We start from the raw sequence: 22548 nt of genomic DNA on the forward strand, positions 1-22548 counted from the left end.
CCAGACTGAGAAACGGGTTCCTTTTGCCCTGGGGCATGTTCACCAAAGGCATGACATTCGATCTATATATAGGCATCTACCTGCGAAAATGCTAAACATGCAGGTAAACACTGTATTAAGGGAAAGTAAGCGCTGGACGTTCACTGCAAACCCGCAGGTCATGCCCATTTCTGTGGATAACTTCGGCCTCACGAGTCATCCACATTGTTGAAAACGTTGATAACCGTATTGTCCCCAGCTCAAGACGGTGAGTTATCAACAGCTGGAACGGGTTGGGCCTCTCGTCGATAAAACGGTCTACCTGGGGTCGTGACGCTGGGAACTCGGTCTCAGATGCCCTACCATTGTGTGTCCCAGGACCCGGTGAACGCGCCATGCAGCGCGCGTGTGCCATGAGGCTAGGAAAGGAGTGCGATGAGCGGAGCTGACGATTTTGGGTGGGAGCCCTCTGCCTCGATTGACCGCGGTGCCCTGAAGGGGCTGCCCAACAACATCGATGCCGAGGCAAAGGTTCTGTCTGCCATGCTGCTCTCGGGCGAGGTTGTCGAGGAGGCCCTCGTCGAGCTCATGCCCGATGACTTCTATCGCCCGTCACACAAGACGATTTTCGTCGCCATGAGCGCGATGTACGAAAGCTCGATTCCGATCGACTCCATCTCCCTCATCGACTATCTGAACTCCATCGACAAGCTCGAGGCCGTGGGCGGGGAGGCGTATGTCCTCGAGCTCATGGGGAATACGCTCGCGCTCGCCAACTGGCAGCATCATGCCGGCATCGTCCGTCGTGACGCCATGCTGCGTGAGATCATCGGGGCGACCAATCAGATCAGCGCTTTGGCCTACGACGCCCCGATCGACACGAAAGAGGTCATTGAGCGCGCCGAGTCCATGTTGCTTTCCGTCACGGCGCGAGAGGTGAAGAGCTCGTATCGCGAGCTCGGTGACTTTATGGCCGAGGCGTATCAGGAGGCTGAGGAGGTTGCGCGGGCTGGCGGCGACGTCCATGGTGCGCCCACGGGCTATCCGACGCTCGACCGCATGCTCATGGGTCTGCGCGAGGGCCAGCTTGTCGTTATTGGCGCTCGTCCTGCCGTCGGTAAGACCTCGTTCGCTTTGAACCTGGCCCTCAACGCCGCCGCGGACGGGTACACGGTGGGCTTCTTCTCCCTGGAGATGTCCGGCAAGGAAATCGCGCAGCGCTTCATCTGCGCCCAGGCCATGGTGAACATGTCCAACTTCCGCACGGGCCGCATCTCGCCCGAGGAGTGGGCCAACATCAACGAGGCCATCAACGAGCTGGGGCGTCTGGATATCTTGATCGACGACACCCCGGGCACGACGGTCACCGAGATCCGCGCCAAGGCGCGCCGCATGCTCCACAACAAGGAGAAGGCCGTCATCATTCTCGACTACCTGCAGCTCGTGAACCCGCCTGCGGGCAAGAACTACAACGGCAACCGCGCCGTCGAGGTTTCTGAGATGAGCCGTGGCCTCAAGATCATGGCCAAGGAGCTCGGCGTGCCGGTCATCATGCTCTCCCAGTTGAACCGTTCGCTCGAGGGCCGTACCGGCAAGCGCCCGCAGATGAGCGACCTGCGTGAATCGGGCTCCATCGAGCAGGACGCCGACATCATCATGCTGCTCGACCGTTCGAGCACCGAGTCGGAGGCCGAGCGCGATGACCGACCGGACTTTGGCATCACGCGCGTGATCCTCGCCAAGAACCGTTCGGGCCCGGTTGGTGACGTGGACCTGATGTTCCTGCCCGCCTCGACCAAGTTCTATGAGATTGACGAACACGCGGTTGAGTAATGCGAGGTAGGCGCTTCGCGCCTATAATGTGAGGGCTGGGCCGTTTGACCCCGCGGTCGGACGCTCGTCCGATATGTTCGAAGACCTGTCCGGGTCGATGTACCCGGGCGATTGAATTGAGGAGTGGCCATGCCGTCAACAGTGTTGGTGGGTACCCAGTGGGGCGACGAGGGCAAGGGCAAGATCTGCGACCTGATCGCACCCGAGTTTGACTGCGTCGTCCGCTACCAGGGCGGTAACAACGCCGGGCATACCATCGTGGTGGGCGATAAGAAGTACGGCCTGCACCAGGTTCCCTCGGGCATCATGTACCCCGACTGCGTGTCGGTGATCGGCAACGGCTGCGTGGTCAATCCCGCCGTCCTGCTTGAGGAGATCGACATGTTCGAGGGCGACGGCATCTCCACCGCCAACCTCAAGGTCTCCGGCAACGCTCATGTGATCATGCCCTACCACGTCGATCTCGACGGCGCGTACGAGGAGCTGCTCGGCAAGAACAACATCGGCACCACTAAGCGCGGCATCGGCCCTTGCTACCAGGACAAGATGGCCCGTATCGGCATCCGCATGCAGGACCTCATGGATGAGGCGACCTTCCGCGAGAAGCTCGAGATCGCCCTCGCCCGTGTGAACCCGCAGCTCGAGCGCATCTTCGATATGCCCGCTTACACCGTGGACCAGATCTGCGAGACCTATCTGCCCATGGCCGAGCGTCTGCGCCCCTATATCTGCGAGACGGGCCTTTTGCTCAACAACCTTGTGGAGGAGGGCAAGGAGATCCTGTTCGAGGGCGCCCAGGCGACGCTGCTCGACATCGACCATGGCACCTATCCGTTCGTGACCTCTTCCAACTGCACCGCCGGCGGCGCCGTGACCGGTTCTGGTGTGGGCATGAAGAACATCGACCGCGTTCTGGGCATCATGAAGGCCTACATCACGCGCGTGGGCTCCGGCCCTATGCCGACCGAGCTCGACTATGAGACGAGCGATGAGGGCCGCACCCTCACCGAGGCCGGCCACGAGTACGGCGTGACCACCGGTCGCCGTCGCCGTTGCGGTTGGTTCGACGGCGTGATCGCCCGCTACGCCACCCGCGTGAACGGCCTGACCGACATCGCGCTCACCAAGCTCGACGTGCTTTCCGAGTTCGACACCATCAAGGTGTGCGTTGCCTACGACTGCGACGGCGTGCGCTATACCAGCGTGCCCGAGCACACCGCGGCGTTCGCCCGTGCGGTTCCCGTGTACGAGGAGCTGCCCGGCTGGAAGTGCGACATCACTGGGTGCCGCACGTTCGAGGAGCTGCCCCAGGCCGCCCAGGACTACGTGACCTACGTGGAAAACCTGGCGGGCTGCAAGGTGAGCTTCGTGGCCGTGGGCCCCGACCGCGAGCAGACGATCGTTCGCGACTGGAATAAGTAATTCAGCCAAGTCAGCGCGCCGTCCGGTTGGGCGGCGCCTTGCTCTAGAGGAGGACGCATGAGCGCACCCGAGAACACCATCGACATCCTGCTGCTGGGCAGCGGCGGTCGCGAGCACGCCCTGGCTGCCAAGCTCGCCGAGTCCCCGCGCTGCGGCACGCTCTACATCGCCCCGGGCAACGGCGGCACGCTTGGGTTGGGCGAGAACGTCGCCCTCGACGCCGAGGATCCGTCTGCGGTTGCGGATTTCGCCCGTGAGACCGGCTGCGGCCTGGTTGTAATCGGCCCCGAGGCCCCGCTCGTGAAGGGCGTGGCCGACGCCGTGCGCGAGGCCGGTATCCCGTGCTTTGGCCCGGGTGCCGCGGGTGCGCAGCTCGAGGGTTCCAAGCGTTTCTCCAAGGAGCTCATGGCTCGTGCCGGTATTCCCACCGCAGCCTACGGTTCCTTCACCGACGAGGAGTCCGCCCTCGCTTACGTTCGCGAGCAGGGCGCCCCCGTGGTTGTGAAGGCCGATGGCCTGGCCGCCGGCAAGGGCGTTGTGGTGGCCCTTACTCTCGACGAGGCCCTGCAGGCCGTGCACGAGTGCTTTGACGGTGCGTTTGGCGCTGCGGGCAGCACCGTGGTGATCGAGGAGATGCTGACCGGTCCTGAGTGCACGCTGCTCGCCTTCACGGACGGCAAGACCGTCCGCCCCATGGCGACCTCACAGGACCACAAGCGCGCCCTTGAGGGCGACCTCGGTCCCAACACGGGTGGCATGGGCGTGTACAGCCCCGTGCCGATCGTCACGGACGAGGAGCACGCAGAGATGTGCCGCATCCTGGACGAGACCATCGCCGCCGCCAATCGCGAGGGCATCGATTTCCGCGGCTGCCTGTATGGCGGCTTCATGCTCACGCCTGAGGGTCCCAAAGTCATCGAGTACAACGCCCGCTTTGGCGACCCCGAGACCGAGGTGCTGATGCCTCGCCTGAAGAGCGACCTGGTCGAGGTTATGCTCGCCTGCGCCGAGCAACGCCTGGACGAGGTCGAGCTCGAGTGGTGCGACGAGTGGGCCGTGTCCGTGGTCCTCACGAGCGCCGGCTACCCGGGTTCGTATGAGAAGGGCAAAGTCATCACCGGTATCGAGGATGCTGAGGCCATGGAGAACGTGACCGTGTACCACGCCGGCACCGCCGTGAACGAGGAGGGCGAGCTCGTCACCTCCGGCGGCCGCGTGCTCGACGTGACCGCGCTCGGCGAGACCTTCGAGGCCGCCCGCGACCTGGCATACGCCGCGTGCGAGAAGATCGCCTTTGAGGGCAAGACCCTTCGCCGCGATATCGGCCTGCGCGCCCTTCGCGGCCGCGACGCTTGGGACGCGTAAAACGCGGTTGCTCCGCGCCCGCGCAAAGGTTTCATGCGCCGACGCCGGGGACTGTGCGAATGCTGGTTTAGAGGGTAGGAATGTCGAAAAACGCTTGGATTTTCCGGCGGGTTTTGACATTCCTACCCCATATTTCAACGCGCATGTATGCGCGGGCAGGGAGAGAGCCATGGATAACGAGGAATTCGAGGCCGAGGTCATCGAGAACGAGCGACCCGCAGGGGAGGCCAAGGTCATTGAGGGGGAGCAGCCGGTCGAGGAGGCCGAGCAGGCGCTCGTTTTAGGTGACGACGATCCGCGCGACGCCGGGCTTCACGAGCGCATCATCTCTGAAGAGCAGGCATGGCACGGCAAGTTCCTCGACGTGCGCAGTGCGCAGGTCGAGCTGCCGAATGGCCGCGTGACCAGCCGCGACCTGGTGCGCCACCCCGGCGCAGCCGCCGTGGTCGCACTGACGGAGACGGGCAAGATCGTCCTCGTGCGTCAGTACCGCACCGCGATCGACCGCGTGACCGTGGAGATTCCCGCGGGCAAGCTCGATCCGGGCGAGGATCCGCTCGATTGCGCCAAGCGTGAACTGCTCGAAGAGACCGGGTTCTCCGCCGGCCGCATCCAGTACCTCACCACCATCGCCACGACTCCCGGTTTTTGCGACGAGGTCATCCATATCTACATGGCGACGGGTCTCACCTTCAGCGGCGCGAATCCCGACGACGATGAGTTCGTGAATGTTGATCTGGTGCCGCTGGCCGAGCTGATCGACGCGGTACTCGACGGCAAGATCGAGGACGCCAAGACCGTTGTGGGCGCGCTTGCCTGCGATGCGATCTCGCATAGGCTCTAATTCGTCCCGCCGGCCCCGAGAGGGGTCAAGGGTTTGGGCTGGTCCTCGTTCCTGCGGAATCGCCCGAACCCTTGACCCCTCTCGGGGCCTACCTCACATGAGCCGATATGCTCGCAAATGAATTCTGTTGCAGGAAAGATGCCTATGTTTAAACGCTTCATTTCGTATTACGGGCCCGAGAAGGGGCTGTTTATCGCCGACACGGTCTGCGCATTGACGTATGCGGGGATCGACCTGGCGTTTCCGATTATCCTGCGCGCGCTGACGGGTGGGTTGTTCACCGAGGGCGCGGCGGCCATCATGGACGGGCTTCTGTTCCTGGGGCTCGGGCTCGTGGGGCTTTATATCGTTCGTACGGCATGCATTTATTTCGTCTCCGCACAGGGGCACATCATGGGTGCTCGCATGGAGTCGCGCATGCGCGAGGACCTGTTCGACCAGTACGAGCGTTTCAGTTTCGCCTACTTCGACGCCCATAACTCGGGCGACATGATGAGCCGCGTGGTTAACGACCTCTTCGACATCTGTGAGGGCGCGCATCACCTGCCCGAATGGATCATCATCTGCGGTATCAAGATCATCGGCGCCCTGGCCATCCTCTTCACCATCTCGCCTGAGCTCGCTGGTGCTCTCACGCTGGTCACGGTTGTGTTCGTGGCGCTTATGGTTCGCCAGAACCTGCACATGCGCAGCGTGTTTGCCGATAACCGCACCAAGATCTCCGAGGTGAATTCGCAACTTCAGGACTCCCTGGCGGGTATGCGCGTGGTGAAGTCCTTTGCGAACGAGGAGACCGAGCGTGCGAAGTTCCGCGTGGCGAACGGTCGATATCTCGATTCGAAGGTCGCGCAGTACAAGGTGATGGGCAGTTATCAGGCGACCAGCGCCGTCATGACGGCGATGCACTACATCACTATCGTGCTCTTCGGCGGTTACCTGGTGGCGCAAGGTCAGATGACGGCCGTCGATATGGCCACGTTCGCCCTGTACATCAGCCTGTTCACCGGACCCATCGAGACGCTCGTGAACTCAACGGAGATGTTCCAAAAGGCCATTGCGGGATTCCGCCGCATGGACGAGGTGCTTGCCACCGCGCCCGACATTCAAGACAAGCCCGGCGCACGCGCGCTCGAGGTGACGGAGGGCGCGATCGAGTACCGCGACGTGTGCTTCTCCTACGAGCAGGGCGAGGCAGCCGAGGCGGGTGCCGAGGTGCATCCGGTGATCGACCACATGAACCTCTCCATCAAACCCGGCGAGACGATCGCGCTGGTGGGTCCCTCCGGTGGCGGCAAGTCGACGACCTGCGCGCTGCTCCCGCGCTTCTACGATGTCGCGAGCGGTTCGATTACCATCGACGGCCAGGATGTGCGCGATGTCACGCAGCACAGCCTGCGCAGCGCGATCGGTCTGGTGCAGCAGGATGTTTACCTGTTCGACGGCACCCTGCGCGACAACATCGCCTACGGCCGTCCAGGGGCCACGAACGCCGAGATCGAAGACGCCGCCCGCAAGGCGAACATCCACGACTTCATTGCGAGCTTGCCCGAAGGCTACGACACCGTGGTGGGCGAGCGCGGCAGCCGCCTGTCCGGTGGACAGAAGCAGCGCGTGGCGATCGCCCGCGTCTTCCTCAAGGATCCGGCGATCTTGATCCTGGATGAGGCCACCTCGGCGCTGGACAACGAGAGCGAGGAGGCGGTGCAGGAATCGCTCGAACGCCTCGCCGCCGACCGCACCACGATTATCATCGCCCACAGGCTCTCGACCATCAAAAACGCCGATGAGATCGCGACGGTGGAGCGTGGTCGCGTTGTGGAGCGCGGCACCCATGAGGAGCTTCTCGCTCGTGGCGGCACGTATGCTCGGTACTATCGAATGCAGTTCGAGGGCGCACGAGCGCGTGACGTGAGGTAGGCGATGGGCAAAAAGCACAAAATGACACCGGAAGAGGCGCGCGACCTGTTCGCCGAGCTCGACGCATCGGGCGTGCTCGACCCCGACGATGCCCCCGGGTGCGAACAGTTCTCTCGCGGCATCTTTGGCAGCCGAAGGGCGAAGAAGAGGGCGGCGAAGAAAGAGGCACAGCGCGCCGCGATCGACCCGCTTTCCGATGATGACCCCTCGGGCTCGCAGGTGAGCAAGACCATCTCTCGCACGGCCGTGCTGGTGATCATGGGCGTGTTCGTGTTCGTTCTCGGCATGCAGATCGTCTACGGTGTGAGTCGCCGCCTCAACACCGCCAACCTGTCCGACCGCGCGAACGCCGAGACGGTGTCGCACGCGATGGACTCCGGTGTGGAGTGGGGCAACGGTTTCACGCAGTTCCCGCGTGAGTTCACGGTGAACGAGGCGAGCGAGAAGACGGGGACGATCGAGGTTTCCGTGGTCGACAGCGATTCGCGCAACGAGCTCGAGCTTCTGTCCAACTCGCAGATCCAGGCCTCGGCTTTGGCGACGAACGCCCTGCTCAACGAGAAGATCAATCGAGTGGTCTACAACGTGTACGCCCTTGTGGACGATAGCGGCACGTTCCAGCATGACAGCCTGTTCGGCTTCTTGCCGGCGCGCGGCGCCCGTCGAGCGATGCTCACCTTCGTATGGACCAAGACGCAGTCCGCCACGCCGTCCAACATCGATTGGGAGCTCAAGATCATCGGCATGGATGACGATCTTGCCGAGGCGATTCAAAAGCAGGTGAACTCGGTGAGCTCGCTGGCCGAGGACCCGGGCGCCACACAGGCCGAGATCGACGAGGATCTGCGCATGCGTGAAGAGGAGGCCGCGCTGTTCTCTGAATAGCCGGGCTGCCGCACAGAATATGAGAAAGGGCATCGACTCGAGGTCGATGCCCTTTTTGCGTTCGGGGAAATGGGAAGGCCGCGCACCCCGCGTGGCTTAAGCCAGCAGTGCGGCAACCTTGCCGAGCGTGGGCTCGAAGGATACGCCGCGCATCTCGAAATCAGGCTGCTCGCGGGTGATGCGCATGGCATCGCGCACGAGCTCGCCGGCAAAATCAACCGCTTCGCGCGCGGTGCGGCCGGTGTAGATCGCGGCGGTGAGGGCGCTGGCGAACAGGTCGCCCGTGCCGTGCAGCATGTAGGGGAGCAGCTCGCTGGAGACCTCCTCGACCTGGCCACCTTCGGTGGCGCCGGCGAGGTAGTTGCGGATGATGGGCTCATCGCCGTGGACGATGCCCTTGATGACGACCGTCTTTGCGCCCATGTCGAGGAGGGCGCTGGCATTCTTCTGGACGAATTCGACGGAGACGTCCTGGCCCTCGTAGGGGATGCCGGTGAGGATGGAGGCCTCGGTGAGGTTGGGGGTGAGCACGTCGGCGCCGTCGACGAGGGCCGCCATGGCCTCGCACAGCTCGTCGGTGTAGGTAGGATACTTCACGCCGCCGTCGCCCATGACGGGGTCGACGATGCGAAGGGCGTTGGGGTATTCGCGATAGAGGCGCTGGATGACGGCGACCTGTTCGGCCGAACCGAGGAAGCCGGAATATACGCCGTCGAGATCGACGTTCTCCTCACGCCAAGCGTCGAGGTAAGCCTCGAGCATGCAAGTGGTGTCGTGCATGTGGAAGACGGGGAATTTGGTGTGGGCGCTGAAGAGGGCCGTGGGAACGGGGCAGACATCCACGCCGGCGGCGCTGAGGACGGGTATCGCCACGCCGAGGGAGCATTTGCCGTAGCCGCACATGTCGTGGACGGCCGCGACGCGCGGGATGTACGCGCCTTCGCGCTGATAAAGCTTGGTCATGATTCGGTTTCCTTTCCGCGGACTTATGGACCAGCGTACGGGTACAGGGTAGCACCGGTTGCGGCGGGTGCGATTGCGCAATTGGGACAGGCACAAATTGCGCCCATGTGTGGGCGTGGGGCCGCTGGCGGTGCTTGGCGCTGGCGAATCGGTAGGCAAAATGTTGCAATTGGCACCTGTCCCCAATTGAGACTTTCTAATCCCTCGCCGAATAATCCTGAGATGAGACGGGAATTTGTTCGCGAAGGCCGTTCGAGGGCGTATTATGCAGGTGCGGCGCGCTCGTACGCTGACGGCGCTCCCGCACCGTAACCAACATCGGGAAGGGTTTCACCATGGCAGATGTGCACGAGCTTCTCTCCGTTTGGATCGAGAATGTGAAAGATGAGGAGCTCCTTGCGGAGCTCAAGGCCATGAAGGAGGCGGGCGACGAGGAGGCGATCACCGACGCGTTCTTCCAGGAGCTCGCGTTCGGCACCGCTGGCCTGCGCGGCACGCTCGGCGCCGGCACCAACCGCATGAACATTTACACCGTCGGTCGCGCTACGCAGGGCTTCGCCGATTACCTGGTAAAGCACTTCGAGAAGCCCACCGTGGCCATCGCACGCGACAGTCGCAACAACGGCGAGCTGTTCGTCAAGACCACTGCGGCGATCCTGGCTGCCAACGGCGTGACCTCGTACGTGTATCCCAAGATCTCCCCCGTGCCTACGCTCTCGTGGGCCACGCGCTACCTCGAGTGCTCCGGCGGTATCTGCATGACCGCGAGCCACAATCCGGCCGCCTATAACGGCTACAAGGCATACGGCCCGGATGGCTGCCAGATCACGAGAGAGGCGGCCGACGCCATTTCCGCGGCCATGAACGCCTGCGACCCGTTCCGCGACGTCAAGACCATGGATTTCGATGAAGCTGTGGAGCAGGGCCTGGTCAAGTGGATCGGTGACGAGGTCCTCGACGCCTATTACGACGCCGTGGCCGATAAGTCGGTGAACAACCTCACCGACGAGCAGATCGCCAACGCTCCGCTCAAGCTCGTCTACACGCCGCTCAACGGTACCGGTCTGATCCCGGTCACTACCGTCCTCAACAAGGTGGGCGTGACCGACATCACCGTGGTTCCCGAGCAGCGCGACCCGGACGGCGACTTCCCGACCTGCCCGTATCCCAACCCCGAGATCCGCGAGGCCATGCAGAAGGGCATCGACCTGTGCCAGGAGGTCAAGCCCGACCTGCTGCTCGCGACCGACCCGGATGCCGACCGCGTGGGCGTTGCCTGCGCCGACGGCGACGATTACACGCTGCTGACCGGTAACGAGATGGGCGTTTTGCTGCTCGACTACATCTGCAAGATGCGCGCCGAGCGCGGGGAGGACCTGTCTAACAAGGTTGCCGTCACCACCATCGTGTCCTCCGCCATGGTGGATGCCCTGGCCGAGGAATACGGCTTCGAACTGCGTCGCTGCCTCACGGGCTTCAAGTACATCGGCGATATCATCACCGGTCTGTCCGACGCCGGCGAGGTCGACCGTTTCATCTTTGGCTTTGAGGAGAGCTACGGCTATCTCTCCGGCGATCACGTGCGCGACAAGGACGCCGTCAACGCCTCCATGCTCATCTGCCAGATGGCTCAGTACTACAAGCTGCAGGGCAAGAACCTGGTCCAGGCCATGCGCGCCCTGTACGAGAAGCACGGCTTCTATCACAACAAGACCGTCTCGCTGAGCTACCCCGGCGCCGATGGTGCCGCCAAGATGGCCGGCATCATGGCCGGTCTGCGCGCCGAGGCCCCTGCCGAGATCGCCGGCGCCAAGGTCGAGGCCGTGGTGGATTACGCCACGTGCGTGAACGGTCTGCCCAAGGCCGACGTCATCGAGTTCGATCTTGAGGGCGGGAACAAGGCCATCGTGCGTCCTTCCGGTACCGAGCCCAAGATCAAGCTTTACATCTTTGCCAAGGGCGATGACGCGGCTGCCGCTGATGCGCTCATCGGCGCCATCGAGGAGGATGGCCGCAAACTGCTGTCCTAGCGTTCCAGCCTCAATCTAGGGACAGTCCCTGAATTGAGGTCCACGGAGCAAGGCAGCCGTGTGTAATTAGGGGCGGGTGCGTTTTGCATGTCCCCCGAGGCCGAAGGCGGGCCGCTCGCAGATGCGGGCGGCCCGTTTTTTGAAGCTCTGTCGCGATCGAGGGCAAGATGAGGGCTCGAGGTGCGTGGGGCGTGAGCTCGATGAGGTTTTTCGTATTGATTTTGCGATTCGGTGAGTAGCCGGGGCGAATTGCAATAAAAAGCGCAAGTCGAGTTTGGTCGAAATGCCCCCGTACTCATGAAAACTCAAAATGGATACGAAAAACCTCATCGAGCTTGTCTTGCGACGCGGTCATTCGCCTTGCGACGCGGTTGGGTCGGCTGGGAGGAGCTTTGGCGCCTGATGATATGAGTGGGTCGACGGGTGGAGGACCGTTATTCAGGGACGGTCCGTTACCGCGTGGAGCTGATGAGGCGCGCCTTGCGGATGCAAGTGTGAATGCGTTCGCTGAGCAGGGCGATGTCTTCGGCGGTGACGTTGCTTGCAAGGGAAAGGCGCAAGGCACCGTGTGCCGTTGTGGCATCGATGCCCATTGCGGTGAGGACGTGCGACGGTTCGGTGGAGCCGGTTGAGCAGGCCGAGCCCGTGGCGGCCGCAACGCCTGCTCGGTCAAGCAAGACCACGAGCAGTTCACCGTCGACGTCGTTGCATGTGAAAGATGCAATTGAAGGAAGGCGGCCGTCGAGACCTGCGGCGATGGGCGCGCCGGTGAGGCGGATGCCGTCGACGTGCTCCAAGAGATGGTCGATGAGCGCGTCGCGCAAGGTGGAAATGCGTGTCATGTCGGCCGCGAGGTGCTCGCACGCCTCCTCAAGCGCCGTTGCCATGCCGACGATGCCGGCGAGGTTCTCGGTGCCCGCCCGCTCGCCGCGCTCCTGGGCGCCGCCGGCGATGAGCGGCGGGATGGAAAAGCCCTCGCGCAGGTACAGGGTGCCAATGCCGCGCGGCCCATGAAACTTGTGGCCGGAGAGCGAGAGCGCGTCGACGTCGAGGTCCTGCACGTCGACGGGGATGTGGCCCACGGCCTGCACCGCGTCGGTGTGGAAGGGCGCACCGTGCGCGTGGGCGATGGCGGCGAGTTCGCGAACGGGCTCGATGGTGCCGACCTCGTTGTTGGCGAGCATAATCGAAACGAGTGCCGCAGGGGCGTTCGTGCCGGCTGCTACTTCGCGCGCGTCATGTTCTTCAAGTGCGCGTCCAAGCTCGGAGGGGTGAACGCGGCCTTGCGCGTCGACCGGCAGATATGTGACGCGAACGCCTTCGGCCTCAAGGGCCTGACAACAGTGCAGGATGGCGTGGTGCTCGATTGCGCTGGTCACGATGTGGGGGACGGCACGTTCGCCATATGCGTCGCGGAAGCGGCGCACGGCTCCGCGCAGGATCCAGTTGTCGGATTCCGAGCCGCCACTGGTGAAGTAAATCTCGCCGGCATGCTCGGCGCCAAGTAGGCGGGCCATGGTGCCGCGTGCCTCTCCGAGCGCGACGGCGGCTTCGCGCGCCATGCGGTGGATTCCGCTCGGGTTGCCGAACGAGCGGGTGAGATGGGGCGTCATGGCTTCGAGCGCGCGAGGCGAGAGCGGCGTGGTGGCCGCGTTGTCGGCATAGATGTAGGGCATGATGTCGGTCATGGGCGATGGTCGAATCTCTTAGCGCAGAACGAAGAACCAGAACAGGGCGAGGGCGATCGCGGCGACGATCATGATCCCGAGGGCGATCTTGATTCGCCTGCGCTGACGGTCCTGGCGGGAGGTGAAGATAGCGCGTCCTTTTTTGGGCGTTGAGATGTAGTTGCGTCTCGGGGAGATATTGCCGCCGCCTTCGTGCGTGCGAACCTGCAGCGTTGGGCTGGCGACCGGGATGCGCGAGGGCGATTGGCCCGAGGGGATGCCGTTTTGGGCGGAGCCCCCGCTGCCGTACGAAACCTTGCGCACGGGGACGCGCGCTTTGCGGTCCGATGCGGGTGCGTTGGGGTTGTCCACGGGCGGCAGGTAGGTCGGGTCGCTCGTGGCGACCCCCATGTGCTTGCGCGTCCCTCCGATGACGGGGCGCGGCTGGGATGTCTGCTCGTCCATGAACACCTCGTTGAATAGCGGGTTCGATAACGCAATTGTATGGTCAACGTTTGCCTTGCGCGCATAGCTTTGGGCCGAAAGCGCGCTCTCTTCACCACTCCACCATGCGCAGCCAAGCCTCACTTTAGGGAGAGGCCTCATTTGAAGTCGCTCGCGGCGGCACGGTGCATCGGTGAACTCAATTTGGGGACTGTCCCTGAATTGAGTTCCCCGGGCTGAGACCGGGGTGCGTTTTTTGCAAAGCCGTGTCGATTCAGCGTGTACATTTGGTACGCACGATGCGCGCGTATAATTTCCAACGTATGGCCGTGTATGGCAACCAAGAGGGGAACTCGCATGTCTTTTGACGCCGATCTGTCCGAATTCACCGCGTTCGATTCCGACACCGACCATCCGCATGACGAGTGCGGCGTGTTCGGCGTTTGGGCGCCCGACCGCGACGTCGCTCGATTGACCTACTTCGGCCTGCGCGCGCTGCAGCACCGTGGCCAGGAGTCCGCCGGCATCGCCGTGGGCGACGGCGGCACCGTCATGGTCCGCAAGGACCTCGGCCTGGTGAGCCGTGTGTTCTCCAACGCCGATATCAACGCCCTCAAGGGCCAGCTGGCCATCGGCCACGTGCGTTACGGTACCGCCGGCGCCAAGAGCTGGGAGGAGTCCCAGCCCCACCTTTCCACCATCGGCGAGGTCATCGTGGCCCTCGCCCACAACGGCACCCTGGTGAACACCGATGAGCTGCGTCGCCAGCTGATCGAGCTCGGCGTACCCTTTAACTCGAGCTCCGATTCCGAGGTCGCCCTCAAGCTCATCAGCTACTTCACCCAGGAGACGCATCATCTGCGCGAGGGCATTCGCAAGACGATGGAGCTCATCCGCGGTGGTTACGCCATGGCGCTCATCAACGAGGAGGCGCTGTACGCCTTCCGCGATCCGCACGGCGTTCGTCCGCTCGTGCTCGGCCGCTTGACCAACGACGAGGGCGTGGCCGCCGCCGATGCCGCCGCGGCTGCCTCCGCCATGCCCAGCGATGCCGCCTCCGCCGAGGATCTCGTGGGCGACGCAGTCGTGGCCTCCACCGCCGGCTGGGTCGTTGCCTCCGAGACCTGCGCGCTCGATATTGTCGGCGCCGAGTATGTGCGCGATATCCGCCCCGGCGAGATCCTGCGCATCAGCGCCGAGGGCCTCGTGTCCGAGCAGGGCGTGCCCGCCGCTGAGAAGAGCGCGCACTGCATTTTCGAGCAGGTCTACTTTGCTCGCCCCGACTCCATCGTGGACGGCAAGTCCATCTACGCCTGCCGTTACGACATGGGCCGCAAGCTGGCGCTCGAGTGCCCGGTCGAGGCCGACATGGTCATCGGTACGCCCGACTCCGGCCTGCCTTCGGCCGAGGGCTACGCTTTTGAGAGCGGCATTCCCTACGGTACCGGCCTCATCAAGAACCGCTACGTGGCCCGTACCTTCATCGAGCCCACGCAGGAGCTGCGCGCCATGGGCGTGCGTCTCAAGCTCAACCCGCTCAAGGATGTGATCGAGGGCAAGCGCATCGTGGTCGTGGACGACTCCATCGTTCGCGGCACCACCATGGTCCAGCTCGTGCGCATGCTGCGTCAGGCCGGCGCCAAGGAGATCCACATCCGCATCAACTGCCCGGAGGATGTCTGGCCGTGCTTCTACGGCGTGGACACCGGCGAGCAGAGCCAGCTCATCTCCGCGACCAAATCCGTCGAGGAGGTTTGCGAGTTCATCGGCGCCGACACGCTCGCGTTCCTGTCCGTGGATGCGCTGCTCGAGTGCGTGCCTGAGGGCGGCTACTGCACCGCGTGCTTCACCGGCGAGTATCCGGTTGCGATTCCGGAGAGCTTCGGCCGTGACAAGTTCATCGAGGGCTATACCCCGCGCAACCTCAGCAAGCTCGAGCCCATCACCGGTCGCTGCGTTGTCGACAAGGCCGAGGACCGTAGCTGGGAAGAGGCTCACGGCGAGTAACCGCGTTCCAACGTGCGATTTATCCGCCCTCGGCGCTTCGGCGCCGGGGGCGTTTTTCGTGCCGGGGTGCCGGGGTGGCGCTGCATCGGCGTCTCAATTGGTACCTGTCCCCAAATGAGACGTTGGCCCTGCTATCATGCTGTACTAGGAATTCCCTGGGTCGAAAGGAACCTCACATGGCCGAGAGCAAGCACGTAACGTACGAGGACGCCGGCGTCGATACCGCCGAGGGCGGTCGCGCGGTCGACGCGATCAAGCAGATGGTCAGGGAGACCAACCGCCCCGAGGTCATCGGCGGCATCGGTGGCTTCGGTGGCCTGTTCTCCGCCGCCGCGCTCAAGGACATGGAGGACCCGATCCTCATCTCCGGAACTGACGGCGTGGGCACCAAGCTCGTGCTCGCCCAGATCCTCGACCGCCACGAGACGGTCGGCCAGGATCTCGTTGCCATGTGCGTGAACGACATCCTCGCCTCCGGCGCCGAGCCGCTGTTCTTCCTCGATTACGTTGCCATCGGCCATATCGAGGCCGAGCACATGGCCAAGATCGTCAAGGGCGTGGCCGACGGCTGCAAGCTCGCGGGCTGCGCACTCGTGGGCGGCGAGATGGCCGAGCATCCCGGCGTCATGCGTCCGGATGACTACGATCTGGCCGGCTTCACCGTGGGCGTTGTCGATCGCCCCAAGATGATCGACCCCGCCAACGTGCGTGAGGGCGACGTCATCATCGGCCTGCCCTCCACCGGCGTGCACTCCAACGGCTACTCGCTGGTCCGCAAGGTCATCGGTGTCGATGGCATCGTTCCCGGTACCCCCGAGGCCGAGGCTAAGAAGGCCGAGCTCGAGTCCATCGAGCTCGGCCCCGGTCTGTCCCTGGCCGACGGCCTGCTTGCCCCGACCCGCATCTATGTGAAGCCCATCCTCGAGCTGCTCCGCGGCGAGGCCGGCAAGCACGTTCACGCCATTGCCCACATCACCGGTGGCGGCATCACCGAGAACCTCAACCGCGCCCTGCCCGCCAACGTCGACGCGCTGGTGGAGCGCGACGGCTCCAAGATGGGTTGGGATATTCCCGCCGTCATTACCTATGTGTCCGAGAACGCCGAGCTCACGCCCAACGAGGCCTGCAAGACCTTCAACATGGGCGTCGGCCTGATGCTGATCGTTTCCGCCGAGGACGAGTCCGCCGTGACCGAGGCTCTTGTCGCCATGGGTGAGAGGCCGTTCCGCGTGGGTACCTGCATTGCGGGCTCCGGCGAGGTGAAGTACACCGATGAGCAGTAAGGACGAACAGTCCCTGGCCGCCGCCGTGGCAGAGGTCACGGCGGCTGCCCGCGTTTCCGGCATGCCCGATATCAACGAGCTGCAGGACGCCCGCGCAGCCCTTGCTCGCGAGGATCGCGCGCCGCTGCCCATCGGCGTGTTGCTTTCTGGTTCCGGCACCAATCTGCAGGCGCTCATCGACGCCATCGACGCCGGTGCGCTCAACGCCGATATCAAACTCGTTGTGGGCAGCCGCCCCTCTGCCTTTGGTCTTAAGCGCGCCGAGGCAGCGGGCATCCAGACGCTCACGCTGTCCAAGGAGATCTACGCCGATCCGATCCAGGCAGACGAGGTCATTGCCCATGAGCTGCTCGTGGCAGGCTGCGAGTACGTGGTTATGGCCGGTTACATGCGCATGGTTCACGCCCCACTGCTCGCCACGTTCCCCAACCGCGTGATCAACATCCACCCTGCGCTCCTGCCCAGTTTCCAGGGTGCGCACGGCATCCAGGATGCGTTCGACCGCGGCGTGAAGGTGACCGGCGTGACCGTGCACATCGCAAATGCCGTGTACGACATGGGTCCGATCATCGCCCAGCGCTCCCTCGTGGTTGAGGAGGATTGGGATGTGGACACGCTCGAGGAACACATCCACGCCATCGAGCACGTGCTGTATCCGGAGGTCGTGCAGATGCTGGCCGACGGGCGTGTGCACGTGAGGGAGAACCTCACGGTCGAGGTCCGGTCACTCGCGTAGCGGGCCGAGCGCGATGCGTTTCGCATTGCGCCTTGCAGCTCGTTTCGCTGCGCTTCATACATATCGCGCCATGGGGTGCGGCGGCTTTTGAGGCTCGCCGCACCCCTTTCCCCCATTCCGTTCGCCGACGAACCTGCGCCGTTCGGCGGGGAGTTAAGCCAAGGGAAAAGGTGGGAAAATGAAAAAATGCGAGCCTAACATACTGAAATAATAGGTATTAAATATAGAGCAATTGTCTTGTCTGATGCATAAACGTACAGGTGTACCACTTGTTAACAAAACTGGTCTTTTCGGTAAAATACCAGATATACATGCATAAAAATATTGAAATATAGAATATAGCTGCATGAAATGAGCTCAGCATCCCAACCAGCACACGTTTACAGTAGGCAAATCCATGCTCGGGGGCTCCAGCTTCCAAGGGGCCGAGCGGGGGTTTTGTCGAATGGAAGGGGATGTATATGAAGATGCAGCGCTGGAAGAGGGTGACCGCTCGGTGCCTATTGCTGCTGTGCGCCGCGGCGATCGCCCTGCCTGCTCAGGCAGCGCACGCCGATGAGGTCAATTTGGCCCTCAAGAAATCGGTTGAGGTGACAAGAGAGCACGAAGGGAGCGCTAAAAGGCTGGTCGATGGTGACAAGACGAAGGCCGGTCGTTGGATGACCGAGGCCCCCGCGACCGACGCCCATTCCGCAATCGTGGACCTACAGAAGGTCGAGAAGGTCAATTTTTTCGAGATCACTTGGGAAGATGAGACCAACTGCGGCGCCGATTTCAAGCTGTATGCGAGCAAGGACAAGAAGAGCTGGGGCGCACCGATCAAGGAGTGGAAGGGCAGCAAAGGGGCCGTCACTCGCCTCAAGCTCGATGCTCCCGTCGATGCCCAGTTCATCAAGCTCGAGATTACGCGTATGAACGGCGCGTATGGCGTGTCTGTGGCCGAGCTCGAGGTTTGGAATATCGCGGGAGAGGCTCCGAACCCTGCGCCTGAGCAGCAGACTCCCGAGACCAACATCGCGCGCAAGGCCAAAGTCGCCACTTCTAGCAACGAGGACGGAAACCTTACGGGCGAGAAGGCGATCGATGGGGATACTTCTGCCCGCGAATCTCGGTGGGCGACCAAGACTGGAGCCCGCCCGGCTTGGATCCAGCTCGATTTCGGTTCTACGCGTGATGTGAAGACCTTCCGTGTGTATTGGGAGACTCGCAAGCCCAAGAGCGTGAAGTTCCAATATGCGGACGGAGAATCCGCTCCAGCCAAGGACAGCGAGTGGACCACGGCCAAGGAGACGGGGCGCCCTTCGAAGAAGACGCAGACCGTTTCTCTGGAAAAGGCCGTGAAGGCACGTTATGTCCGCGTGCTCGTTGAGGATTGGGACGCGCTCGATCCGGACGGGGGAGTCGAGTGGGATAACATCTCGATGCACGAGCTCGAGGTGTATGGAGGCGACCTGGAGAAGACGCTTGATGACTGGCTTTCCGAGGTCACTGTCGATCCCGTGACGCCCGAGACCAAGATGCTCTCCTACGATCTGCCCGCGGTTCCCGAAGGCTATGAGATCAAGTACAACGGTACGGACTACGAGCAGGTCATCGATGTCGACGGCACGATTTACCGCCCGATCTGCGATGTCACGGTCAAGGCGTCCTTCAAGATTTCCAGCAAGACGGATCCTTCCGACTATGCTTTCAAGGAGTTTGACGTCAAGGTCCCGGGCAGCATGACGGCCGCCGGTGCCAACGCGGCCCCCGTTGTCCTACCCGGGCTCCGCGAGTGGGTCGGCGGCAGCGGCAGCTTTGCCGCCTCCGCGGCGATGCGTGTTGTGTACGGAGACGCCTCGCTCAAGGCCATGGCGGAGGACTTTGCCAACGACTACCAGGCCCTGACCGGCGTGAGGCTTCAGGTTGCCACGGGCACCTCTGCCCAGGAGGGCGACATCTTCTTCACCCTCGGCGCCGATAAGGCCAAGGGGCTCAAGGATGAGGGGTACCTGCTCGACGTAACCGCGGATCGGATGACCGTGACGGCCGAGGCAGTTGCCGGCGCCAACTGGGGCGGCAAGACGATCCTGCAGGGTATGAAGTCCGGTTCCGGCTCCTTCCCGCTCGGTACGGCCCGCGACTACCCGCTCTACAAGGTGCGCGGCATCATCCTGGACGTGGGACGCAAGACCTTCACCCTCGACTGGCTGAAGCAGATGACCAAGCAGATGTCGTTCTACAAGATGAACGACTTCCAGATTCACCTGAACGACAACCTCATTCCGCTTGAGCACTACAAGAACGAGGATGTTTTCCAGGCCTACTCGGCGTTCCGTCTCGAGTCCGACGTCAAGAAGGGTGGCAATAACGGCAAGAACCAGGCCGACCTGACCGCGAAGGACGTTTGGTACAGCAAGAAGGACTTCAAGGCCTATATCGAGGAGTCCAAGGTTCTCGGCGTGAACATCATCCCCGAGATCGATACTCCTGCCCACTCCCTGGCTCTCACCAAGGTCCGTCCGGACCTGCGCCATGGCACGAGCGGTCGTCAGAACGATCACCTGGATATCGCCAAGCAGTACGACGAGTGCTTCAAGTTCGTGCGCGGCATCTTTGATGAGTACGTCAAGGGCGGCGATGCGGCCGTGTTCGCGGGTGCGGACACGATTCACGTGGGCGCCGACGAGTACACCGCGGATGGAAACGCGTACCGTAAATTCGTGAACGACATGTTCAAGTACAGCGAGGACAACGGCAAGAAGGCCCGCGTGTGGGGTTCGTTGAGCACCATCAAGGGCGATGTCGAGGTCAAGGGCGTGTCCGAGGACGGCAAGCATCATCGCGAGATGAACCTGTGGAACCCCGGTTGGGCCGACCTCAAGAAGATGTACGAGCTCGGCTTCGACCTGATCGACTGCCAGGACGGCGTTTTCTACATCGTGCCGAACGCCGGCTACTACTACGACTACCTGGGCGATGCGGCCTATACCGATCAGCTGAACTCCATCAGCGGCGTGGCTATTCCGGCGGGCGACCCGCAGATGGTCGGCGGCGCCTATGCCGTGTGGAACGACATGTGCGACTATCTGGAGAACGGCGTTTCCGAGTACGACATCTACGACCGCATCGACCATTCGCTCGGCCTCTTTGCCGCCAACTCCTGGGGCAAGGGCAAGCTTGATACGGCTGGTGCCAAGGCTGTCGTCTCCAAGCTGGGCGACTCCCCGAATGTCGACTTTGGGTACGAGGTTTCCGCCGATAAGAACGGTGTTGTCGCCCATTGGGCGATGGACTCTCTGAAGGATGCCTCCGAGCTCGGCCGCGACCTCGTGGCGGGCAAGAACGCCGCTATCGAGGACGTCGATGGCAAAAAGGCCCTCAAGCTCAACGGCGGCGAGTCCTTCGCGTCTGTCAAGGACGACGCTCTCACGACCGTTGGCCTGGGCAACGATCTTCGCGTGAAGGTGAAGCGCACCAGTGCCTCCGTTGATCCGCAGGTCCTGTTCGAATCCGATTACGGTTCGATCATGGCCGTTCAGGAGGGCACCGGTAAGGTTGGCTTTACCCGCGAGAACCGCGCCTATTCCTTCAACTACACCCTGCCCGTGAACGAGTGGGTCGAGCTCGAGATCAAGAATAAGTTCGAGCAGGCTTCGCTGTACGTGAACGGCACGCTCGTCGACACGCTTGGCGATGACGAAACCGTCGAGGGCAAGCCGCTCAAGGCCACCCTCATGCTCCCCGTTCAGCGCATCGGATCGACCGCCCGCGCGTTCGAGGGCTACGTGGACGATGTCCGTCTGGGCGGCCAGCTGCCCGAGGGAACGGAATTCAGCAAGACTATGGATCTCGAGTACGCGATCCTCAACGCTGAGGCCATCCTCGCCGAGCAGGGAAATGGCACTCGCTCCATGGACGCAGCTAACCTGCGCGCGCTGATTTCCCAGGCCCGCGAGCTTCTTAAGCAGTACAACCCGGCGCAGGCCGAGGTCGATGCCCTGCTGGCCAAGATCAACGGGGAGATCGAGCAGGTCGATTATGCGAAGGCCGACTACTGCCGCATCGACGCATATGCGCAGCTTCTCGACTCCAAGGAGCTCGAGGACATGTTCACCGAGCAGTCCGTCGCTGAGCTGAAGGCCGCTTGGACGTGGGTCCGCCGCGACCTGCCGGCTTCGATGCAGGGGGTTGTCGATGGACACGAGCAGGCTATTGTAAACGCGCTGAACGGCCTTGAGCTCAAGGCCGCCGGCGACCTGAGCCTGATCGACCGCACGACCCTCAAGGCCGAGGCCAACAGCGAGCAGGGCGGCGAGGAGGCCGCGAAGGCCATCGACGGTGATGTGAACACGAAGTGGCATTCGAAGTGGGGCAACGAGAACGCCAAGCTCCCCTATACGTTTGATCTGAAGGCCAAGAACGGTGAGCCTATGGCCGTCAATGGCCTGGTGTACACGCCGCGTCCCGATGGCGGCAACGGCGTTGTGACCGGCTACAAGGTTGAGGTGTCTAAGGACGGCACGTCTTTCGAGAAGGTCGCCGAGGGCAAGCTCGCCGATAACGCCGAGGTGAAGACGATTTCCTTCGACCGTGTTGAGGCGAAGATCGTGCGCCTGGTGATCACCGCGGCCAAGGGCAACTTTGGCAGCGCTGCCGAGATCGGGCTTTCCGATGCGGACGCCAAGGGCGATTTCGAGGGTCTGCAGGCCATGGTCGCCTCTGCGAAGCAGATCAAGAAGGATGGCCCCTGCAAGCACGATACCTTCTCCGATTCAACGTGGAAGGACCTGACGAAGGCGATTGCAGCCGCCGAGGATGCCATCACCGCGGCAGACGGGGATGTGAACACCGTCCACGGCCTCAAGGCAGAGGTTGCTCGTAGCGTGGCCGCGCTTCGCCTTGACGAGGAGGCCGCTCCCAACCCGGGTCCCAATCCCGGCGAGGACAACAAGCCCGGGCAGCCCGAGCAGCCCGGGAACCCCGAGCAGCCCGGGAACCCCGAGCAGCCTGGAAAGCCCGGTGAGTCCGAGCGCCCCGGTGCGACGGTTAAGCCCAACGGCGGTCTGCCCCAGACGGGAGACAACACCATGGTGGCCGTCGTCGGCGTCGGCCTGGTTGCCGCAATCGCGGTTATCGCGGGCATCGTGCTGCGCCGCCGCTCCGGCAAGTAGCATCGTCTAGTGAGAGGTCG

Annotated in this window: 14 protein-coding genes; 11 read left to right on the forward strand and 3 right to left on the reverse strand. The window is 62.9% G+C overall.

The annotated features are described in order from the left end of the window. Positions 1-414 precede the first annotated feature (414 nt). The 6 genes from dnaB to AOBCEHNH_RS05395 all read left to right on the forward strand — a co-directional run bounded on the left by dnaB (position 415) and on the right by AOBCEHNH_RS05395 (position 8245). On the forward strand, positions 415-1812 hold the full coding sequence (dnaB, locus tag AOBCEHNH_RS05370) for a replicative DNA helicase (RefSeq protein WP_006723455.1): 1398 nt from the start codon (positions 415-417) through the stop codon (positions 1810-1812). 129 nt (positions 1813-1941) lie between these two features. Then, positions 1942-3234, forward strand: a complete 1293-nt coding sequence (locus AOBCEHNH_RS05375; RefSeq protein ID WP_152063468.1) for an adenylosuccinate synthase — start codon at positions 1942-1944, stop codon at positions 3232-3234. A gap of 57 nt (positions 3235-3291) precedes the next feature. Next, positions 3292-4599, forward strand: a complete 1308-nt coding sequence (gene purD, locus AOBCEHNH_RS05380) for a phosphoribosylamine--glycine ligase (RefSeq protein ID WP_152063469.1) — start codon at positions 3292-3294, stop codon at positions 4597-4599. A gap of 169 nt (positions 4600-4768) precedes the next feature. Beyond that, positions 4769-5443, forward strand: coding sequence for an NUDIX domain-containing protein (locus AOBCEHNH_RS05385; protein WP_152063470.1), 675 nt, complete (start codon positions 4769-4771; stop codon positions 5441-5443). 144 nt (positions 5444-5587) lie between these two features. Then, a complete protein-coding gene (locus AOBCEHNH_RS05390) occupies positions 5588-7360 on the forward strand; it encodes an ABC transporter ATP-binding protein (RefSeq protein ID WP_152063471.1) in 1773 nt (590 codons plus the stop codon). A gap of 21 nt (positions 7361-7381) precedes the next feature. Then, positions 7382-8245, forward strand: coding sequence for a hypothetical protein (locus tag AOBCEHNH_RS05395; RefSeq protein WP_226803305.1), 864 nt, complete (start codon positions 7382-7384; stop codon positions 8243-8245). 96 nt (positions 8246-8341) lie between these two features. On the opposite strand, the gene AOBCEHNH_RS05400 is transcribed toward AOBCEHNH_RS05395, so the two are convergent. Further along, a complete protein-coding gene (locus AOBCEHNH_RS05400) occupies positions 8342-9208 on the reverse strand; it encodes a PfkB family carbohydrate kinase (protein ID WP_152063473.1) in 867 nt (288 codons plus the stop codon). 335 nt (positions 9209-9543) lie between these two features. Here AOBCEHNH_RS05400 and AOBCEHNH_RS05405 point away from each other — a divergent pair, with 335 nt between their 5' ends. Then, positions 9544-11238, forward strand: a complete 1695-nt coding sequence (locus AOBCEHNH_RS05405; protein ID WP_152063474.1) for a phospho-sugar mutase — start codon at positions 9544-9546, stop codon at positions 11236-11238. A 452-nt stretch (positions 11239-11690) separates the two neighbouring features. Here AOBCEHNH_RS05405 and AOBCEHNH_RS05410 read toward each other — a convergent pair whose 3' ends face one another. Both AOBCEHNH_RS05410 and AOBCEHNH_RS05415 read right to left on the reverse strand, forming a co-directional pair. Next, on the reverse strand, positions 11691-12926 hold the full coding sequence (locus tag AOBCEHNH_RS05410) for a cysteine desulfurase family protein (protein WP_152063475.1): 1236 nt from the start codon (positions 12924-12926) through the stop codon (positions 11691-11693). Between the two features lie 18 nt (positions 12927-12944). Then, a complete protein-coding gene (locus tag AOBCEHNH_RS05415; RefSeq protein WP_152063476.1) occupies positions 12945-13370 on the reverse strand; it encodes a hypothetical protein in 426 nt (141 codons plus the stop codon). Positions 13371-13706: 336 nt separating this feature from the next. Here AOBCEHNH_RS05415 and AOBCEHNH_RS05420 point away from each other — a divergent pair, with 336 nt between their 5' ends. The 4 genes from AOBCEHNH_RS05420 to AOBCEHNH_RS05435 all read left to right on the forward strand — a co-directional run bounded on the left by AOBCEHNH_RS05420 (position 13707) and on the right by AOBCEHNH_RS05435 (position 22528). Then, positions 13707-15356, forward strand: coding sequence for an amidophosphoribosyltransferase (locus AOBCEHNH_RS05420; RefSeq protein ID WP_152063477.1), 1650 nt, complete (start codon positions 13707-13709; stop codon positions 15354-15356). Positions 15357-15532: 176 nt separating this feature from the next. Further along, a complete protein-coding gene (purM, locus tag AOBCEHNH_RS05425; protein WP_152063478.1) occupies positions 15533-16639 on the forward strand; it encodes a phosphoribosylformylglycinamidine cyclo-ligase in 1107 nt (368 codons plus the stop codon). After that, on the forward strand, positions 16629-17375 hold the full coding sequence (gene purN, locus AOBCEHNH_RS05430; protein ID WP_152063479.1) for a phosphoribosylglycinamide formyltransferase: 747 nt from the start codon (positions 16629-16631) through the stop codon (positions 17373-17375). The genes purM and purN overlap by 11 nt, the downstream gene beginning before the upstream one ends. Before the next feature lie 461 nt (positions 17376-17836). Then, a complete protein-coding gene (locus AOBCEHNH_RS05435; protein ID WP_226803307.1) occupies positions 17837-22528 on the forward strand; it encodes a discoidin domain-containing protein in 4692 nt (1563 codons plus the stop codon). The last annotated feature ends 20 nt before the right edge of the window (positions 22529-22548 follow it).

The sequence above is a fragment of the Collinsella intestinalis genome (genome assembly GCF_902501455.1).
Classification (GTDB): Bacteria; Actinomycetota; Coriobacteriia; order Coriobacteriales; family Coriobacteriaceae; genus Collinsella; species Collinsella intestinalis.